Here is a 15,331-nt window from a genome sequence, read left to right on the forward strand (position 1 = left end):
TTCAATTATTAATGCATTACCATGTTAGTTTCTATCTGCTCCAATGAGCGGCCTTTGGTTTCGGGCATAAACTTCCAGACGAAGATGAGCTGGCATACCATCATCACGCAGAAAAAAGAGAATGTAACCGCGCCGCCTAACGACTCGGCCAGGTAGGGGAAACAAAAAGCTATTATAGCGGCCATAACCCAATGTGTTGAGCTGCCCAATGTTTGACCTTTGGCACGTACCTGGTTGGGAAAAATTTCGGATATAAAAACCCAGATAACCGCCCCCTGCGAAAAAGCGAAGAAAGCGATGAACATCATCATATAAACCGGGATTGCAAACCCGCTCATGTGGCCCGAGTAAAACGTGAACGCCACCATGAACAGCGACGCGATTAACCCGATTGAGCCAACCAGCATTAACGTACGGCGCCCTACCTTATCAATAATATTAATACCCAACAGGGTGAATATGAAATTGATTAGCCCTATACCAACTGTGGATAGCAGCGACGAGTGCGCGCCAAGCCCGGCCATTTCAAATATGCGTGGCGCGTAGTATATAATAGCATTGATGCCCGATACCTGGTTAAAAAAAGCGAAGAGCACCGCTAATATTACCGGTGTTTTGTATTGGCCCGAGAAAAGATTGCCGCTTGAAGCAGTGTCATGAAGGGTAGAATTTTTGATAGCAGCCAGCTCCTGTTCGCAATTGAGCGGATTGATTACACGCAATATTTCAAGCGCCCTGCCTGTTTCGCCTTTTTTGAGGATGAGCCAGCGGGGGCTTTCGGGTATAAAATAAATGAGCGCTAAAAACAAAGCCGAAGGGAAGGCTTGCACGCCCAGCATCCAGCGCCATGAAGCCTCACCGCCCTGGCTAATGAGGTAATTGGACAGGTACGAGATCAGGATCCCCAATACCACATTAAACTGGAACAAACCAACCAGACGCCCCCGCCTATCTGCAGGCGACACTTCTGAAATATAAATAGGGGCTGTTACCGATGATATGCCTACACCCAGGCCTCCTAATAGCCTGAATACTAAAAACAGGTACCAGTTATCGGCAAGGGCGGTACCTATTGATGATAGCAGGTAGGCTGCCGCTACAAAGTATAATGTGTTTTTTCGTCCGAAGATATCTGATGGCCTCGCACCAAACAATGAGCCAATTACGGTACCGATAAGCGCGATAGATATGGTAAGCCCATGTTCCATTACAGACAGGTGCCAGAATTGCTGGATAGATTTTTCGGCGCCCGATATCACAGCGGTATCAAACCCGAAAAGGAAGCCACCAAGGGCCACGACCATGGACCAGGCCAGGACGGAATGTTTTCTCATAATAATTATAAAAGGTGTTAATTGGATTTACGATTGCAAAGTAGGGCGATATGCAAGGCGGCAGTTATTGATTTTATTCCAAAACAGTACAAAAATTAAATCCGTGTTAATTATTTGATTATCAGCACAATAAAATTTAATTTCAATCCTGTACCATCCAGATGTTTGATTTTGATACACGGTATTTCCAGTTTTGATACATCATGATACAAGAGATAACCCGTGGCCAGGGGCTGTTATTTGTATTGTAAAAACTTTTATCGATACTTTTGTATACATGTCTCCCAAAAAAGGATTGTATTAACCAATAAAACCGTGCTTAAACGTTTATTTAATATTTTTTAATGGCTTTGCTTCATCAATTGCGCAACCTGTTATTGCCAAGCATATGTATACTAATGGTGTTTACCGGCTGTAAAAAAGCCGACAAAACATCACAGTATACAATTGGCTTTTCGCAATGTGTAGGCTCTGACTTGTGGCGGCGCAATATGCTGGACGAAATGAAAATGGAGCTTTCGTTACATCCCGATGCCCGTTTTATTTATGCCGATGCCGATAACAGCAGCAAAAAACAAATTGAACAGGTGAAGCAAATGCTGAATGAAGGCATCGATTTGCTCATCATATCGCCAAACGAAGCACAACCTTTAACCGGTATAGTTGAGCAAACCTATAATAAAGGCATCCCGGTAATTGTAATTGACCGTAAAACATCATCAGACCTTTACACAGCATATGTGGGCGCCGATAATTACCAGATTGGCAAAATGGCCGGCGAATACGTTGGCAGTAATTTAAAGGGCACCGGCAACATTGTAGAGGTGATGGGCCTCCCCGGTTCTTCGCCCGCAATCGAAAGGCACAGGGGCTTTAGCGATGCGTTGGCAAAATTTAATAACATACATATTAAAGCCCAGGTATATGGCGATTGGTTAAAGGACCATGCCCAAAAACAACTTTACCAGGTGCAGCCTGATTTAAAAAATGCCGATGCCCTGTTTGCCCATAACGATGTAATGGCAGGCGCATCCAGGGAGGTGCTAAACAACCTGCATTTAAACCATCACGTTAAAGTATTAGGGGTCGACGCCATGCCCGGCGCCGGCGGTGGCCTGCAAATGGTGGCATCAAAAACTATTGATGCCAGTTTGGTATACCCCACCGGCGGCAAAGAGGCCATTACCACCGCATTCAGGATCCTGAATAAAGAAGCTTTTGCCAAAGAAAACATCCTGCAATCGCTGGTTATCGATTCAACCAATGTGCAGCTTATGAAAATGCAGTGGAACAAAATTAACAGCCAGCAAAAGGATATTGAACGGCAACAATCGTTACTGAAAGAGCAGCGACAGGTTTACAATAGCCAGGAGTTAGTTTTAAATATTATAGTAATAACCCTGGTGCTGGCTATTATTTTTGGAGGGCTTGCGTTTTACTGGCTGATGGAGAACCGAAAGATTAATAAAAGCCTTGAAGTAAAAAACAACGAAATTTTGCTGCAGCGCAACCAGCTGATGGAAATGTCGGCCCGGGCCGAGGTTGCTACCGAAGCCAAACTTAACTTTTTTACCAATATCTCGCACGAGTTTCGTACCCCATTAACCCTCATCCTGTCGCCGGTTGAGGATATGATGAAAAACGAGAAACTCAATATTATAGCAGGCAAAAACTTAAAACTAATCCATAAAAATACGTTCAGGCTGCTAAGGTTGGTTAACCAGCTCATAGATTATCGCAAAATTGAATACGACAAACAACAAATTAATGCTGCGCCCGGTAACCTGGTAACTTTTGTTACCGATATTATGGATAGCTTTCAGCACAATGCCCGCAAACGGAACATCAGCCTGAGCTTAACTTCGGCAGAAAAAAAAATAACGGTGTGGTTTGATGCCAACATGCTGGATAAAGTTTTCTTTAACCTGCTATCTAATGCCCTTAAGTTTACTAAAGACAATGGCCGCATCCAGGTAACATTTACAAAAAATATCGAAAATGTTGAAATAGCCATCCAGGACAATGGCATAGGCATGGAGCCGGGAGAGGCCGAGCACGTTTTTGACCAATTTTACCAGGCAGATAACGGCAATGCCAAAGGTTCGGGCCTGGGGCTTTCCTTATCTAAAGAGATTGTTTTGCTACATCATGGCAATATTAAAGTAAGTAGCAAAAAATGGCAGGGAACTATTTTTACCATTACACTGCCACTGGGCAACCCTTACAATTACAGTACCAACCAGCCGGGCAAGGTTGTTAATACCGCTGCCATTGATGAGCGCTCGCGCATTTATACCACCGATCTTGAACAAGGCGAAATAAAAACCGATACCACCCCTCTTAGCAGCCCTAAGGAGCAATCCATTCTTATAATTGAGGATAATGCCGATTTGCTGACCTACCTTTCCGATAAACTGGGCATCGATTATGAGGTTTTTACAGCAGATAACGGCGTACAGGGTTTGACTGAAGCATTTGAAAAAGTGCCCGACCTTATTATATCAGATGTAGTACTGCCGGGTATGTCGGGCAAAGCAATTACCGAAAATCTTAAAACAGATATCCGCACATCGCACATCCCGGTTATTTTACTTACCGCGCAGGCCAGTATTGAGCATCAAATTGATGGCATTGGCAGCATGGCCGATGTTTATATGGTGAAGCCTTTTAATTATGACCAGTTGCTGGCAACGGTAAAAAACCTCATCAAAAACAGGGTAATACTTAAAGAACATTTTACAAGCGACGTAAGCCACGGCAAAATACCGGCATCAAAATCGCTCGATAAAAAATTCCTTAACGATTTTGCAGGCATAGTCGAGCAAAACCTGGCCAATGAAAACTTTAATGTAGATGATATTTGCAAAACCATTGGCATATCGCGGGTACAACTGTATCGTAAAGTAAAAGCGCTGTTGGGCTGTAGCATTACCGATTATATTTTAACCCGAAGGCTAAAAAAAGCAAGGTACCTGCTCACCCACGAAGGTTATTCCATTTCCGAGATAACCTACATGGTAGGCTTTGCGAGCCCCAATTATTTTTCAACGGTGTTTAAAGCACAGTACAATTGCACCCCGAGCGAGTTTAAAAGGAAACAGGCATTGTGAGTTGAGAATGGGAATATGGGCTTTAAGTAAAAGGTGGATGTTGGTATATTTGTCTATATGGAAAGCATTCTTATACATCCTGAAAGTCCAGAGCAACTGAAAACAGTTAAAGCTGTATTGAAAGCGTTGAAGGTACAGTTTGAATCAAGCACTGTTACATTCCCTCCCCATGTTTCAGAAAGTATCCACCGCGGAATGCAACAATACGAGGCTGGAAAAAGCATTACGCTGGAAGAATTTAGTCAAAAACACTTATCGGAACGATGAGCTTTTCTCCTCCGATAGCAGGCAATCGTTTTTAAAGAGGAGGCACCTACGGAGCCTGCTTTTAGGTTTCCTTGTGCTATAAACACGTGACTCCTACGGAGTCAATAACATACCAACTATTTCTAACTCCAGCGGAGTTACGTGTTTATAGTGAAAATCTATCTTGTTTTTGGCTCCGTAGGTGCCTCCTGTTTGTTCATAATTTTAAAAGCGATTCTGTGTCTCCGACAGCAACAAAACAAGAAATCCCGGCAAGTTTAACTACCGGGATTTCTTGTTTTTCAGCCTCTGTCAAAAGCTGGCACCGTAGCTGTTATTTCGCGCTAAATATCAAGCCCGTAACACCGGCCGTTAAGGCACCCGGTTTTACCGGTTTATAAATAAAGAACAGCTTGTGCATTTTACCATCAGTTACAGGGGTAACCGCTACATGCGCCATGCCTCCTTTTTGGTCTTTTACCGGCGTTGGCATGCCGCCTTTGCCAATAAGTTTACCATCCGGCGCATCAGCATGAAGTTCAAAATTGAAACCATACGTTGGTGCAGCCTGCCAGAATGTGGTCAGGTTTACTGATTTTACACCGGTAAGGTCAATATCGTCAACCTCAAACCAACCTTCGCCCGGCGGAATGATCATCAAATTCATGCCGTTGTACTTAAACCCGGTAAAACCGTTTGTTTTTTCGGCACCTGTGAACAGGTAATTACTGCTGTTTAAAGAAGCCACGCCGGTACCGGTTAAGGCTTTAATTGCGTCGGTGCCATCATCTGTGTATTTAGCTGTTAATACCAAAGTGGCCGATGGTGTTTTGCCCGGATCTGGCATGATAGTGCCTGTTGGCGGCAAGGATTTTTTCTGGCTGTCCTTTCCTAACGACATTACCCAACCAATAATTTGTTCCAGGTCGCCCTTTTTGATGCTTGGGTGGGCCGACATGGCGGTTTCGCCCCAAACGCCCGCACCGCCTTTAATAACCTTCTGGCTTAGCTTATTCATGGCATCAGGATCTTTCTGGTACTTGTTGCTTACATCAATAAACGCAGGGCCTATTGATTTGCCAACCTCTTTATGGCAGCTTTTACAATCCATGCTCAGCATAAGCGTTTTGCCGGTATTTTCGGGTGCTGTTTGCTCCAATTGGGATGCTTCAACGGGCTTTTTATAGCCATCAATATAATCAACGTTAACTATAATACGTTTTGCATCAACCTTACTGGTTGCCGCGCCATCGGTAACGGTAACCGCATAGCTAAGCGGAACACCCGGCAAATAGAACGATTTATTGCCACTGGTTAGTTTCACCGATACAACAGGCTGCTCGTTACCTGCATAAACATTAACCGGGCTACCTTTACTTGCCGCGCCTTCTGCATCTTTGGCTTCAACACTTATTTTATAATCCCCGGCCTTGGTATAAGTATAGCTTAGTTGCGGGGCATCGGTTTCTTTGGTGGTACCGTCGCCCATTTTCCAGGTATAAGTTATTTTATCTCCTTCGGGATCCTTGGCCTGGGCTGTTAGCTTTACAGTGAAAGGCAACAAACCTGTTGTTTTATCAACCTTTACACTGCTTATTACCGGTGGCCTGTTCCCTTTAATATAATCTATCCGGAATAAACCCGCATCGGGGTTATGCGTAAACCAACCGCTGCCATATTCCAGGCCATACAGCCTGCCATCGGAGCCGACTTCCATATCAATCATCGAGTTTGATTTAAGGCCCGGGAAAAATGGCTCCATTTTATCAAAATCACCTTCAGGAGTAAGGCTTACGGCTTTTATCCAGCCGCGCATCCATTCATAAGCCAAAAACTTTCCGTTATAATAATCGGGCAAACGGGTTTCTGCCGGGAACATATCGGTATAATAAACCGGGCCTGCCATTGCGTTACGCCCGCCCGCGCCTACCTGCGGAAAATCGGCCGAGGCCCCATAAGGGTACCATATAAATGCCGGCTGAGCCGGTGGCAAATCGGTTAACCCTGTATTGTTACGCGAATTATTTACCGGGTGCTTAGGGTCAAATAGCGGGCCCGATTTGCCTGTGGCGTAATCATAAATATGATATGGTTTGTTATCGCCCACAAAGTATGGCCAGCCAAAATTACCCGCGTGGCGTGCCTGGTTTATTTCGTCATATCCCATTGGACCGCGGGTGTCAAGGCTATCGTTATGCGCATCCGGGCCAACTTCGCCCCAATATAAATTACCGTTTTTTTGATCGACGGATATCCTGTACGGGTTCCTGTCGCCCATTACATAAATTTCGGGGCGGGTTTTTGCCGTGCCTTTAGGGAAAAGGTTGCCTTCGGGGATATCGTAAGTACCATCGTCCTTAATTTTGATACGCATAATTTTACCGCGTAAATCGTTGGTGTTCCCTGCCGACCGGCGGGCATCAAATTGTAAGTGACCTGGCCTGTCATCCAAAGGCGCATAGCCGCTGGTCACATATTTTTGTCCTTTTTCATCAAACGGGGTTGAGTTATCACCTGCCGAGAAGAACAGGATTTTATCAGGCCCCGGCCCAAAGGCTATTGAACCACCGGTATGACAGCAAATTTCGCGCTGGGCTTTTACTTCCAATATCACTTTCTCAGTCTTTTTATCCAGCGTATCATTCTTAAACGTAAAACGCGACAAGCGGTTAACCGAACTATCGGCCGGGCTGTAGTAAATGTACACCCAGTTGTTATTGGCAAAATCGGGGTCTTTAGCCAAACCCAGCATGCCTTCCTCGGCATTTGTGCCCGGCGTGTGCAGTGTTTTCCAGTATACATCAAAAAAGCCTACCTGTTTTACTTTTTGGGTAGCGTGATCATACCGCATAATCTCGCCCCGGCGCTGTATCACCAGGATATCCAGGTTGGGTAGTACGGTCATTTCGGTTGGCTCAAAAAATTCACCGGTCGAAAGCTGAGTTTTCACAAACCTGTCCTCTTCGGGCGGTGTTTGGGTTTTAGCTTTGGAGTAGTCCACTTCTTTATTTTCGCCAATGGCATATTTAATGCCGGCGGTCAGCATTTTAAGGTAATTATCGTCCTTATAGGTTTCTTCGGTATGGCCCATGGCGGTATAAAAAGCGCGGCCTCCGTCAAAATCATGATACCAGGTAGCAGGGTGCAGCCCCATACGTTTACCACCTTTATAGGTGCTTTCGTCAAGGGTAATTAAAACATGCACATCAGCTGCCAATGCCTTTTTGAAGCTGTAAAACTCATCTGTACGTTTCCAAACTTTGGGCAGGTGCCTGGTGGCGTCGTTATCGGCATCAACCACGTTGTAGGTACCGGGCTGTACGTTAGGGTTTTTATCGTGAATACCGGGGTGGTCATAAAACCAATCGCCCATGAGGCGGCCATACCATCCCCAATCATACTCTGTATCGGCCGCGGCATGGATGCCTACGTAACCGCCGCCTGCCTGGATATAGCGCTCAAAAGCAGCTTCCTGCCGATAATCGAGCACATCGCCGGTGGTGCTCAGAAATATAACTGTAGCGTATTTTTGAAGGGTTGTATCATTAAACATCGCGGAGTTTTTGGTGGTATCTACGTCAAACCCGTTTTGCTCTCCCAGTTTTTGAATTGCGGCTATCCCAGCATCTATAGATGCATGATGAAAGCCCATGGTTTTTGAAAATACAAGCACGCGCGGCTTTCCGGGCCTGGCTTTGTTACATGATAAGTAGGTGCAGCTAAGCGCTACAAGAACCAACAGGGCGATTTTTTTCATATCGACTATTATGAATTTGGGTTAAACTGGTGTATAGAGCTTGGTTTCAGGAGCTATTGCAACAAAATGATACAATCTATAGCTACTTATCAAATTTATAATTAAATATCGAAGTGTCAATACCTATTGTGTAACAATGACACAATATTTAACATAAATGGCGGGTAATAAAATCCTGGGGTTGTTTGTTTGTAAATGCGTACAACTTCGGATCGGTTGGGAAGTTGTAAAACAAAAAAAGAGAGCCTTTTTGGAAGCTCCCTTTCCCCTAATTAATTTAAACTATTGATTAAACCCAAAACAAAGAACAAAAAATCTCAACTTGGGCGTCTGAGAATTCAAAAAAAGTTTTTCACAGGTAGGTGATTTAATTTTTTTTTCACAGATTATATGCAGGGCGAGTTGTTCAAAACAAATTTATTGCCAGTATTTATTATTTCTATAATTATTGGCAATAAATAATAGTTGCGTTACAATTATTTAATCCAATATTTTTTACGAACTTTAATAATCAAACGCCAATTTATTTTTTGAGCCCCCTGCAAAAAATCAATTTTTAAATTAATTTCACTTTTATGTTACTTACTGATTTTGAATACCTTACCAATTCTGACGAAGCTTTTAAAAAGAAAATAGCCCTTCAGATTAAGAATTTGAGGCGACAAAATCAGGTTACACAGGAAAAATTCTTTACCGAAACCAATATTAATATTGCCCGGCTCGAGTCGGGAAAAATTGATATCAGGTTGGATACGCTCCGAAAAGTTTGTTATTATTTTGATGTTTCGCTGGCTGGTTTTTTTCAGGGCATATATTAAAAGCTGTCTTTTTTAATAAAACCGTTGTCCTAAATTCTATTATTCAATACAATTGCTGTATTTTTTTACATACACCGCAACAAATTCATGATCAAAAAAGTCACCTCCGCCGTGCTCTTAAGTGGGCTTACCACAATTACCCTGCTTCAGGCCTGTAAAGACAACACAAAAACCTATGCCGATAATGACCCGGTGATCAAAAACGTGGATACCAGTGTGAAACCCGGCGACGACTTTTTTAAATACGCCAACGGAACCTGGCTTAAAAAGAATCCGATACCCGGCGCGTATGCAGCCTGGGGCATAGGTAACGTGGTTCAGGAAGAACTGCGTAACCGGATGAAAAAGATTAATGAAGATGCCCTTAAGGCCAATGCACCAAAAGGCAGCAGTACACAAAAAATAGGTGATTTTTACTTTAGCGGGATGGATACCGCTGATATTGAAAAGCGGGGCATTGAACCGCTTAACGATGAACTGAAAAAGATTGATAACATTAAAGATATTAAAGGCCTTATTGAGGAATTTGCCCACCTGGATGGCATAGGGGTAACTACGCCATTAGGCACTTATGCCGGGCAGGATAGCAAAAACAGCGATAAAATAATGCTGCAATTAGGCCAATCTGGTATTGGGTTGCCAAACCGCGATTATTACTTTAATACTGATGCACATAGTGTTGCTATCCGTACTGATTATAAGCTGAAGCATTTGCCAGCCATCTTTAGATTGAGTGGCTTGCCTATAGATGCGGCAAACGCTGCCACCAAACAAACCTATGCTTTAGAAACTGCCCTGGCCGGCAGCAGCCGTAAACTTGAAGACCTGCGCGACCCCTACCATAACTATAACAAAATGACCTTGGCGGGCTTAAGCGAACTGGCGCCTGATATCGATTGGAAAACCACTTTCAAAAAAATGGATTATAAGGATGTAGATACCGTGATTGTTGGCCAACCCGAATATTACCGCGCCCTTAACAAAGCTTTGCATGATTATAGCATTGCCGATTGGAAAAACTACCTGCGCAAAAACCTGATTGTTGCGTTTGGATCATACCTGAGTAAACCGTTTGATCAGGAACTGTTTCGTTTTTATGAAATGGTGCTTTACGGCAGCAAGGAACAATTACCACGCTGGAAAAGAATTCTCGACCTGGAAAACGGGGTAATGGGCGAAGTGTTAGGGCAGATATTTGTAAAAGAATACTTTCCCGAAAAAACAAAAGAACGCTATGTAAAACTGGTAGAAACTATGCGTGAAACTTTTAAGGAGCATATTGAAAAGCTGGACTGGATGAGTGCGCAAACCAAAGCAAAGGCCTACTATAAGCTAAGTAAAGTAATGCCAAAGGTTGGTTACCCGGATAAATGGAAAGATTTTTCGGCCCTGGAGATTGATCGCGGGCCGCTTGCGTTGAACATGATGCGCGCCAACAACTGGCAGCATAAGTTCAACGCATCTAAACTGGGTAAGCCGGTTGACCGTACCGAATGGGGAATGACACCACAAACCTATAATGCTTATTACAACCCTTCCAATAACGAGATTGTGCTGCCTGCGGGTATTTTTGCTATTCCAGGTTTTAAAGATGAGAATATTGACGATGCCGTCATTTACGGCTACGCCGCTGCATCTACCATCGGCCATGAAATGACCCACGGCTTCGATGACGAAGGCAGGCAGTTTGATGCCAAAGGAAACTTAAAAGCCTGGTGGTTACCGCAAGATTCGGTTAAGTTTACCCAACGTGCGCAAATGCTGATAAACCAGTTTAACGGTTATACTATTTACGGCCTGCATGTAAACGGCAAAGCCACCCAGGGCGAAAACATTGCCGATTTGGGCGGCATAGTAATTGGCCTGGATGCCTTTAAAAAAACCGGCCAATATAAAGAAGGCAAACCCATCAACGGTTTCACCCCGCTGCAACGCTACTTTTTAGGTTATGCTCTGGGCTGGTTGGGCCAAGACAGGCAGGAAGCCCTATCGAGCCAGATATTAACCAACGAACATGCCCCTGGCTTTATGCGCGTAAATGGCCCATTTACAGATGTGCCAGAGTTTTATGAAGCTTTTGGCATAAAAAAGGGCGATAAGATGTGGCTGGATCCCGATAAAAGGGTTAAGATTTGGTAGATTACCCGAAAAGGAAACCCGATTCATATTGCGAGCGGTAACGTTTGGTGAAACCCAGGAGAGGCTATGACGCATATCGCATGACGGCAAGCGTTCACCCATCGTGACTGTGCCTGCACTTCTGCTGCGCAGGAAGGTGTGCCTGAAAAGCGCCGGCGTCGGCTATACTTTCTAACGAAGTTGCAGAGCGGTTTCCCAAAACCTCACTGGGCGGGGATGGATATTAACCGCAGTGCAAAGCTGATGCTTATATAAACCGAGATCCTTATTTCAGGACACCATACAAATGATAGCCCACATGACATTCGGTTCACACAACGGCCTCCCTCATTTTTTATATTCGTCGACAGATATCGATAATTGAACGATACATTTCAGCCAGAGCCCAGGGTTATAAATACTTTCAGCTAATAATCACGCTCAAAGAATCAATTAACACCATGGAAAGAAAAACTTTTTTAACCAGCGGGCTTGCAGCATTAGGCTTTGCCGCTATCGCCCCACTTGCCAATTCCTGCAAAAAGGAAAGCACAACAACTACCACCGACACAACAACAACTACCACTACAACCACGGGCGGAACCAGCAGTAGTTCCTGTACCACCGGAGCTTCAGAAACAGCCGGCCCTTACCCAACTATTACGCCATCAAGTTACGTGAGAAGTAATATTGTTGATGGTCAATCAGGCGTACCTTTAACCATTAAGCTTACATTCACCAATACCAACAGTAGCTGCGCGGCGCTAACTGGCGCCCTGGTAGATATTTGGCATTGTACCTCACTGGGTTACTATTCTGAATATACCGATACTCCTGGCGGTGGTTATGCCACCATTGATTATACTTCGTCTCATTTTTTACGTGGAAGGCAAACTACCGACAGTAATGGCCTGGTAACGTTTACCAGTATTTTCCCGGGTTGGTATTCTCCAAGGGCTCCGCATATCCATGTGCATGTATATAATTCGTCGGGCACTTCGTTATTAATTACGCAGATTGCATTTCCTACAGATGTTTGCAATACCGTTTATACCACAGCAACTGACTATAAGGCTCGCGGGGTTCAGGATACCGCAAATACCGCGGATATGGTGTTCAGCGATTCTCTTGCCACCGAGCTATCAACCGTTACAGGAAGTGTTTCGGCCGGATATGTGCTTACGATAAGCATTGGCGTTGCGGCCTAACTTTAAAACAGGCTATCCTGTTACGCTCCCAGAAAACGATTGTGTGATGTTAGTAGGTTGAGGAACTAAACCCCGTTCAAATATGGAACACCGTACGTTATTTGTATACCTGTTTTTTCTTTACGTAACAGCATTGGGCAATCGTTTAAGGGTGCCAGCTTATATACCAAAAGCTCTTTTTATATGCCATTAAACTTCGTTATAAAATTTACATGATACCGCAATCCAAAGGAAAAATGTTTTTATCAGATGAACGTGGACTAACCCAACAGGATTGGTACCGCAGTTATCAAACATTTAATTTCGGCAATTATTATAACAACCATAAGCAGCCGTTCAGCGATTTACATGTTTTAAATGATGATACACTGGCCGCGGCGCAAAGCATCAGAATGAGCGTGCAGGAACAAACGGCTGTTCTACTTATTCCAATTGTTGGCGCCATAGGCTGCCGTGATCACAACGGCGATCACACCATGATCGAACCAGGTATGGTACAACTACTGGCGCTTCCGGCCCGTTCGGGTTTCCAGGTTAATAACCCATATAAAGCAGAAGCAGACCTGGTTAACTTTTTGCAGCTCTGGGTCAAAACAAAAAACGCGGCAAACCAGTTGTTCAATTTCGATCTTTCTGCCAACCGCAACCAACTCACCGAAATTTTCCGGCTTGGAAATACAATTGGTTACATGGGGCAGTTTGATGGTCGGGCAGAAGCTACACTTCGGGTTTCGAAACCGGGAAACGCCTTGTTTGCCTATGTTATTGAGGGCGCGTTTGAAGTTCAATATCGCCTGATGCATGCCAGGGATGGGTTGGTTTTATGGGATTTGGATGAAACTGAACTGGAAGCGCTATCAAACAATGCCATCATCATGCTGATTGAAATTGCCCCTCGGTGAGTAAGGCACGGCACATGGCGGCTTTAGTTAACTGCAGTTGTTAACCACTGCGGGCCCATCATTTACCAAAATAAGTAATGTTTTTATCGGTCATCGCAGCTTTAACAACCTGCTCCAATGCCGTTTTATTAACCGGTTTAATGATAAAACCCGAAACCAATTCGAGCGCGGATGCACGGTGATGATCATGAGGGTCCAGGGATGCACTTACTAAATAAATTACAACTTTTCGGGATAGGTCTGGCGCTAGCCGTGCAAAGCGTTCAATAAACCTCCATCCGTTAAGTACAGGCATATCAATATCCAGCAGTATGAATTCTGGTAGCATGTCGGGTTTATCTTTAAATAATTTAAAGTAGTCGAGTGCGGCCTTCCCGTTTTCGAAAGTGATCGTTTTTTTTGATATCTTATAATTAAAGATCATAATCTCCGACATCAGGCGGGCTATACTATCATCATCAATTACACAAGCCAGGTTAAAATCATACATATGATTGTACAATTCAAAAAACGAACCAGCTTAAACATGTGCTTTTTAAGCGGAATTTTGCTGACAACGCACTTAAATGCCGGGATTATTGGGTAAATATTTACCCGGTTATTGTAACTAATTTTTGAGTTTCTGCAGGGCATTAAAGCCTAATTTCAACTTTTTTGCCGGTTTTAGCCGCGAGGTATATTGCATCAATTATTTTCAGGTCTTTTACCGCTTCTTCGCCATCTATGGGTACAACAGGCTGTTTGTTGTGAAAGATAATGGCTGCCATTTCATCCATTTGCACGGTTTGATGAACGGTAACGGGCTGGTTTAATTCGCCCTTATTTGTGCGGCCCATAATAGGCCCGTAGCCGGTTGATGGCTGTAACTCTGCAAATCCTTTTTCTCCGTTGAGGAAAAAACGGTCCAGGTTATTCATCGTATAAGTCGATAAACAGGATGCAGCAGCGCCGCTTGGAAAACCAAACTGAAATTGTATAGTTTCATCAACGCCTTCCTTGAATTTTACCGGGTCTGTTTTAGTTTCCTGTGCAGTAACCCAAACAGGCTCCTCGCCGGTCATATAACGGGCGCCGTTAATGGCATAAATACCAATGTCCATTATAGAGCCTCCGCCGGCCAGTTGCTTATTTAAACGCCACTGTGTGGGATCGCCAATTGTAAACCCGCATAATCCCTGGAAGAATAATATTTTCCCTAAATCACCGGCCTTTCGCATCCTGATCACCTCCAGCGTTTTAGGTTCAAAATGCATCCGGTAGCCCACCAGCAACTTTACGTTTGCTTTTTTACAGGCATCAACCATTTCTTGTCCTTCCATGGCATTTACCGCCATTGGCTTTTCGCAAATTGCGTGTTTGCCTGCTTTTGCTACCCTTATTACCTGGTCATGATGCAAGCCGTTTGGTGTTATAACATAAACCGCGTCTATGTCGGGATTGCTTTTTATATCATCAAAATTGTTGTAGTTATAACAATTCTTCTCTGGTATGCTGTACTTAGTTTGCCACTCTTTAATTTTTGAAGGCGTACCGCTAATTACCCCAACCAATTTGGCTTTTGTACAAGCTTGCATGGCTTCGGCAACGCGGGTTCCGTAGCTCCCAAGGCCCATTATGGCCACACGCAATACTGGCCCGTCATAGGCCTGGTTATCATGATTTTTGGTGTTTGCCCATCCCGAAACCGGGGCCAAATGCAAGGCTAAGGTCGAGATACCTAATTTTTGTAAAAAGTCGCGACGTGAATTCATAACCAGGTTTGTTTTGCTTGTTTTAGAGATCACAAATTACTCATTTCACCACATAATTCAACAGCCTGGATACCTTAATGTTTCTGA

General features: G+C 44.0%; 10 protein-coding genes. 6 read left to right on the forward strand and 4 right to left on the reverse strand.

Annotated features, from left to right (window positions below):
* Positions 1 to 8 precede the first annotated feature (8 nt).
* Positions 9 to 1,334 (reverse strand): sugar porter family MFS transporter, encoded by a 1,326-nt coding sequence (locus BMX56_RS23430; protein WP_090652127.1) that lies wholly within the window; start codon positions 1,332 to 1,334, stop codon positions 9 to 11.
* A gap of 344 nt (positions 1,335 to 1,678) precedes the next feature.
* Here BMX56_RS23430 and BMX56_RS23435 point away from each other — a divergent pair, with 344 nt between their 5' ends.
* Positions 1,679 to 4,444 carry a hybrid sensor histidine kinase/response regulator transcription factor gene (locus BMX56_RS23435; protein WP_255369904.1) on the forward strand — a complete coding sequence of 922 codons (2,766 nt, stop codon included), beginning with the start codon at positions 1,679 to 1,681 and terminating at the stop codon, positions 4,442 to 4,444.
* A gap of 57 nt (positions 4,445 to 4,501) precedes the next feature.
* The gene (locus BMX56_RS23440; protein WP_090652128.1) at positions 4,502 to 4,711 is read left to right on the forward strand and encodes a DUF2683 family protein; all 210 of its coding nucleotides are present in this window, start codon (positions 4,502 to 4,504) and stop codon (positions 4,709 to 4,711) included.
* Positions 4,712 to 5,024: 313 nt separating this feature from the next.
* On the opposite strand, the gene BMX56_RS23445 is transcribed toward BMX56_RS23440, so the two are convergent.
* Positions 5,025 to 8,447, reverse strand: coding sequence for a ThuA domain-containing protein (locus BMX56_RS23445; protein WP_090652129.1), 3,423 nt, complete (start codon positions 8,445 to 8,447; stop codon positions 5,025 to 5,027).
* A gap of 575 nt (positions 8,448 to 9,022) precedes the next feature.
* Between BMX56_RS23445 and BMX56_RS23450 the strand changes: the two genes are divergently transcribed.
* From BMX56_RS23450 to BMX56_RS23465, 4 genes are all read left to right on the forward strand, one after another.
* On the forward strand, positions 9,023 to 9,265 hold the full coding sequence (locus BMX56_RS23450; RefSeq protein ID WP_090652130.1) for a helix-turn-helix domain-containing protein: 243 nt from the start codon (positions 9,023 to 9,025) through the stop codon (positions 9,263 to 9,265).
* Between the two features lie 87 nt (positions 9,266 to 9,352).
* Positions 9,353 to 11,404, forward strand: coding sequence for a M13 family metallopeptidase (locus BMX56_RS23455; protein WP_090652131.1), 2,052 nt, complete (start codon positions 9,353 to 9,355; stop codon positions 11,402 to 11,404).
* Positions 11,405 to 11,844: 440 nt separating this feature from the next.
* Positions 11,845 to 12,591, forward strand: coding sequence for a dioxygenase family protein (locus BMX56_RS23460; protein WP_090652132.1), 747 nt, complete (start codon positions 11,845 to 11,847; stop codon positions 12,589 to 12,591).
* A 212-nt stretch (positions 12,592 to 12,803) separates the two neighbouring features.
* Positions 12,804 to 13,493 (forward strand): pirin family protein, encoded by a 690-nt coding sequence (locus BMX56_RS23465; protein ID WP_090652133.1) that lies wholly within the window; start codon positions 12,804 to 12,806, stop codon positions 13,491 to 13,493.
* Between the two features lie 58 nt (positions 13,494 to 13,551).
* Here BMX56_RS23465 and BMX56_RS23470 read toward each other — a convergent pair whose 3' ends face one another.
* Positions 13,552 to 13,983, reverse strand: coding sequence for a response regulator (locus BMX56_RS23470; RefSeq protein WP_090652134.1), 432 nt, complete (start codon positions 13,981 to 13,983; stop codon positions 13,552 to 13,554).
* 142 nt (positions 13,984 to 14,125) lie between these two features.
* Positions 14,126 to 15,244: a Gfo/Idh/MocA family protein gene (locus tag BMX56_RS23475; RefSeq protein WP_090652135.1), complete on the reverse strand. Its 1,119-nt coding sequence runs from the start codon at positions 15,242 to 15,244 to the stop codon at positions 14,126 to 14,128.
* Between the last annotated feature and the right edge of the window lie 87 nt (positions 15,245 to 15,331).

Source organism: Mucilaginibacter sp. OK283 (genome assembly GCF_900110415.1).
Classification (GTDB): Bacteria; Bacteroidota; Bacteroidia; order Sphingobacteriales; family Sphingobacteriaceae; genus Mucilaginibacter.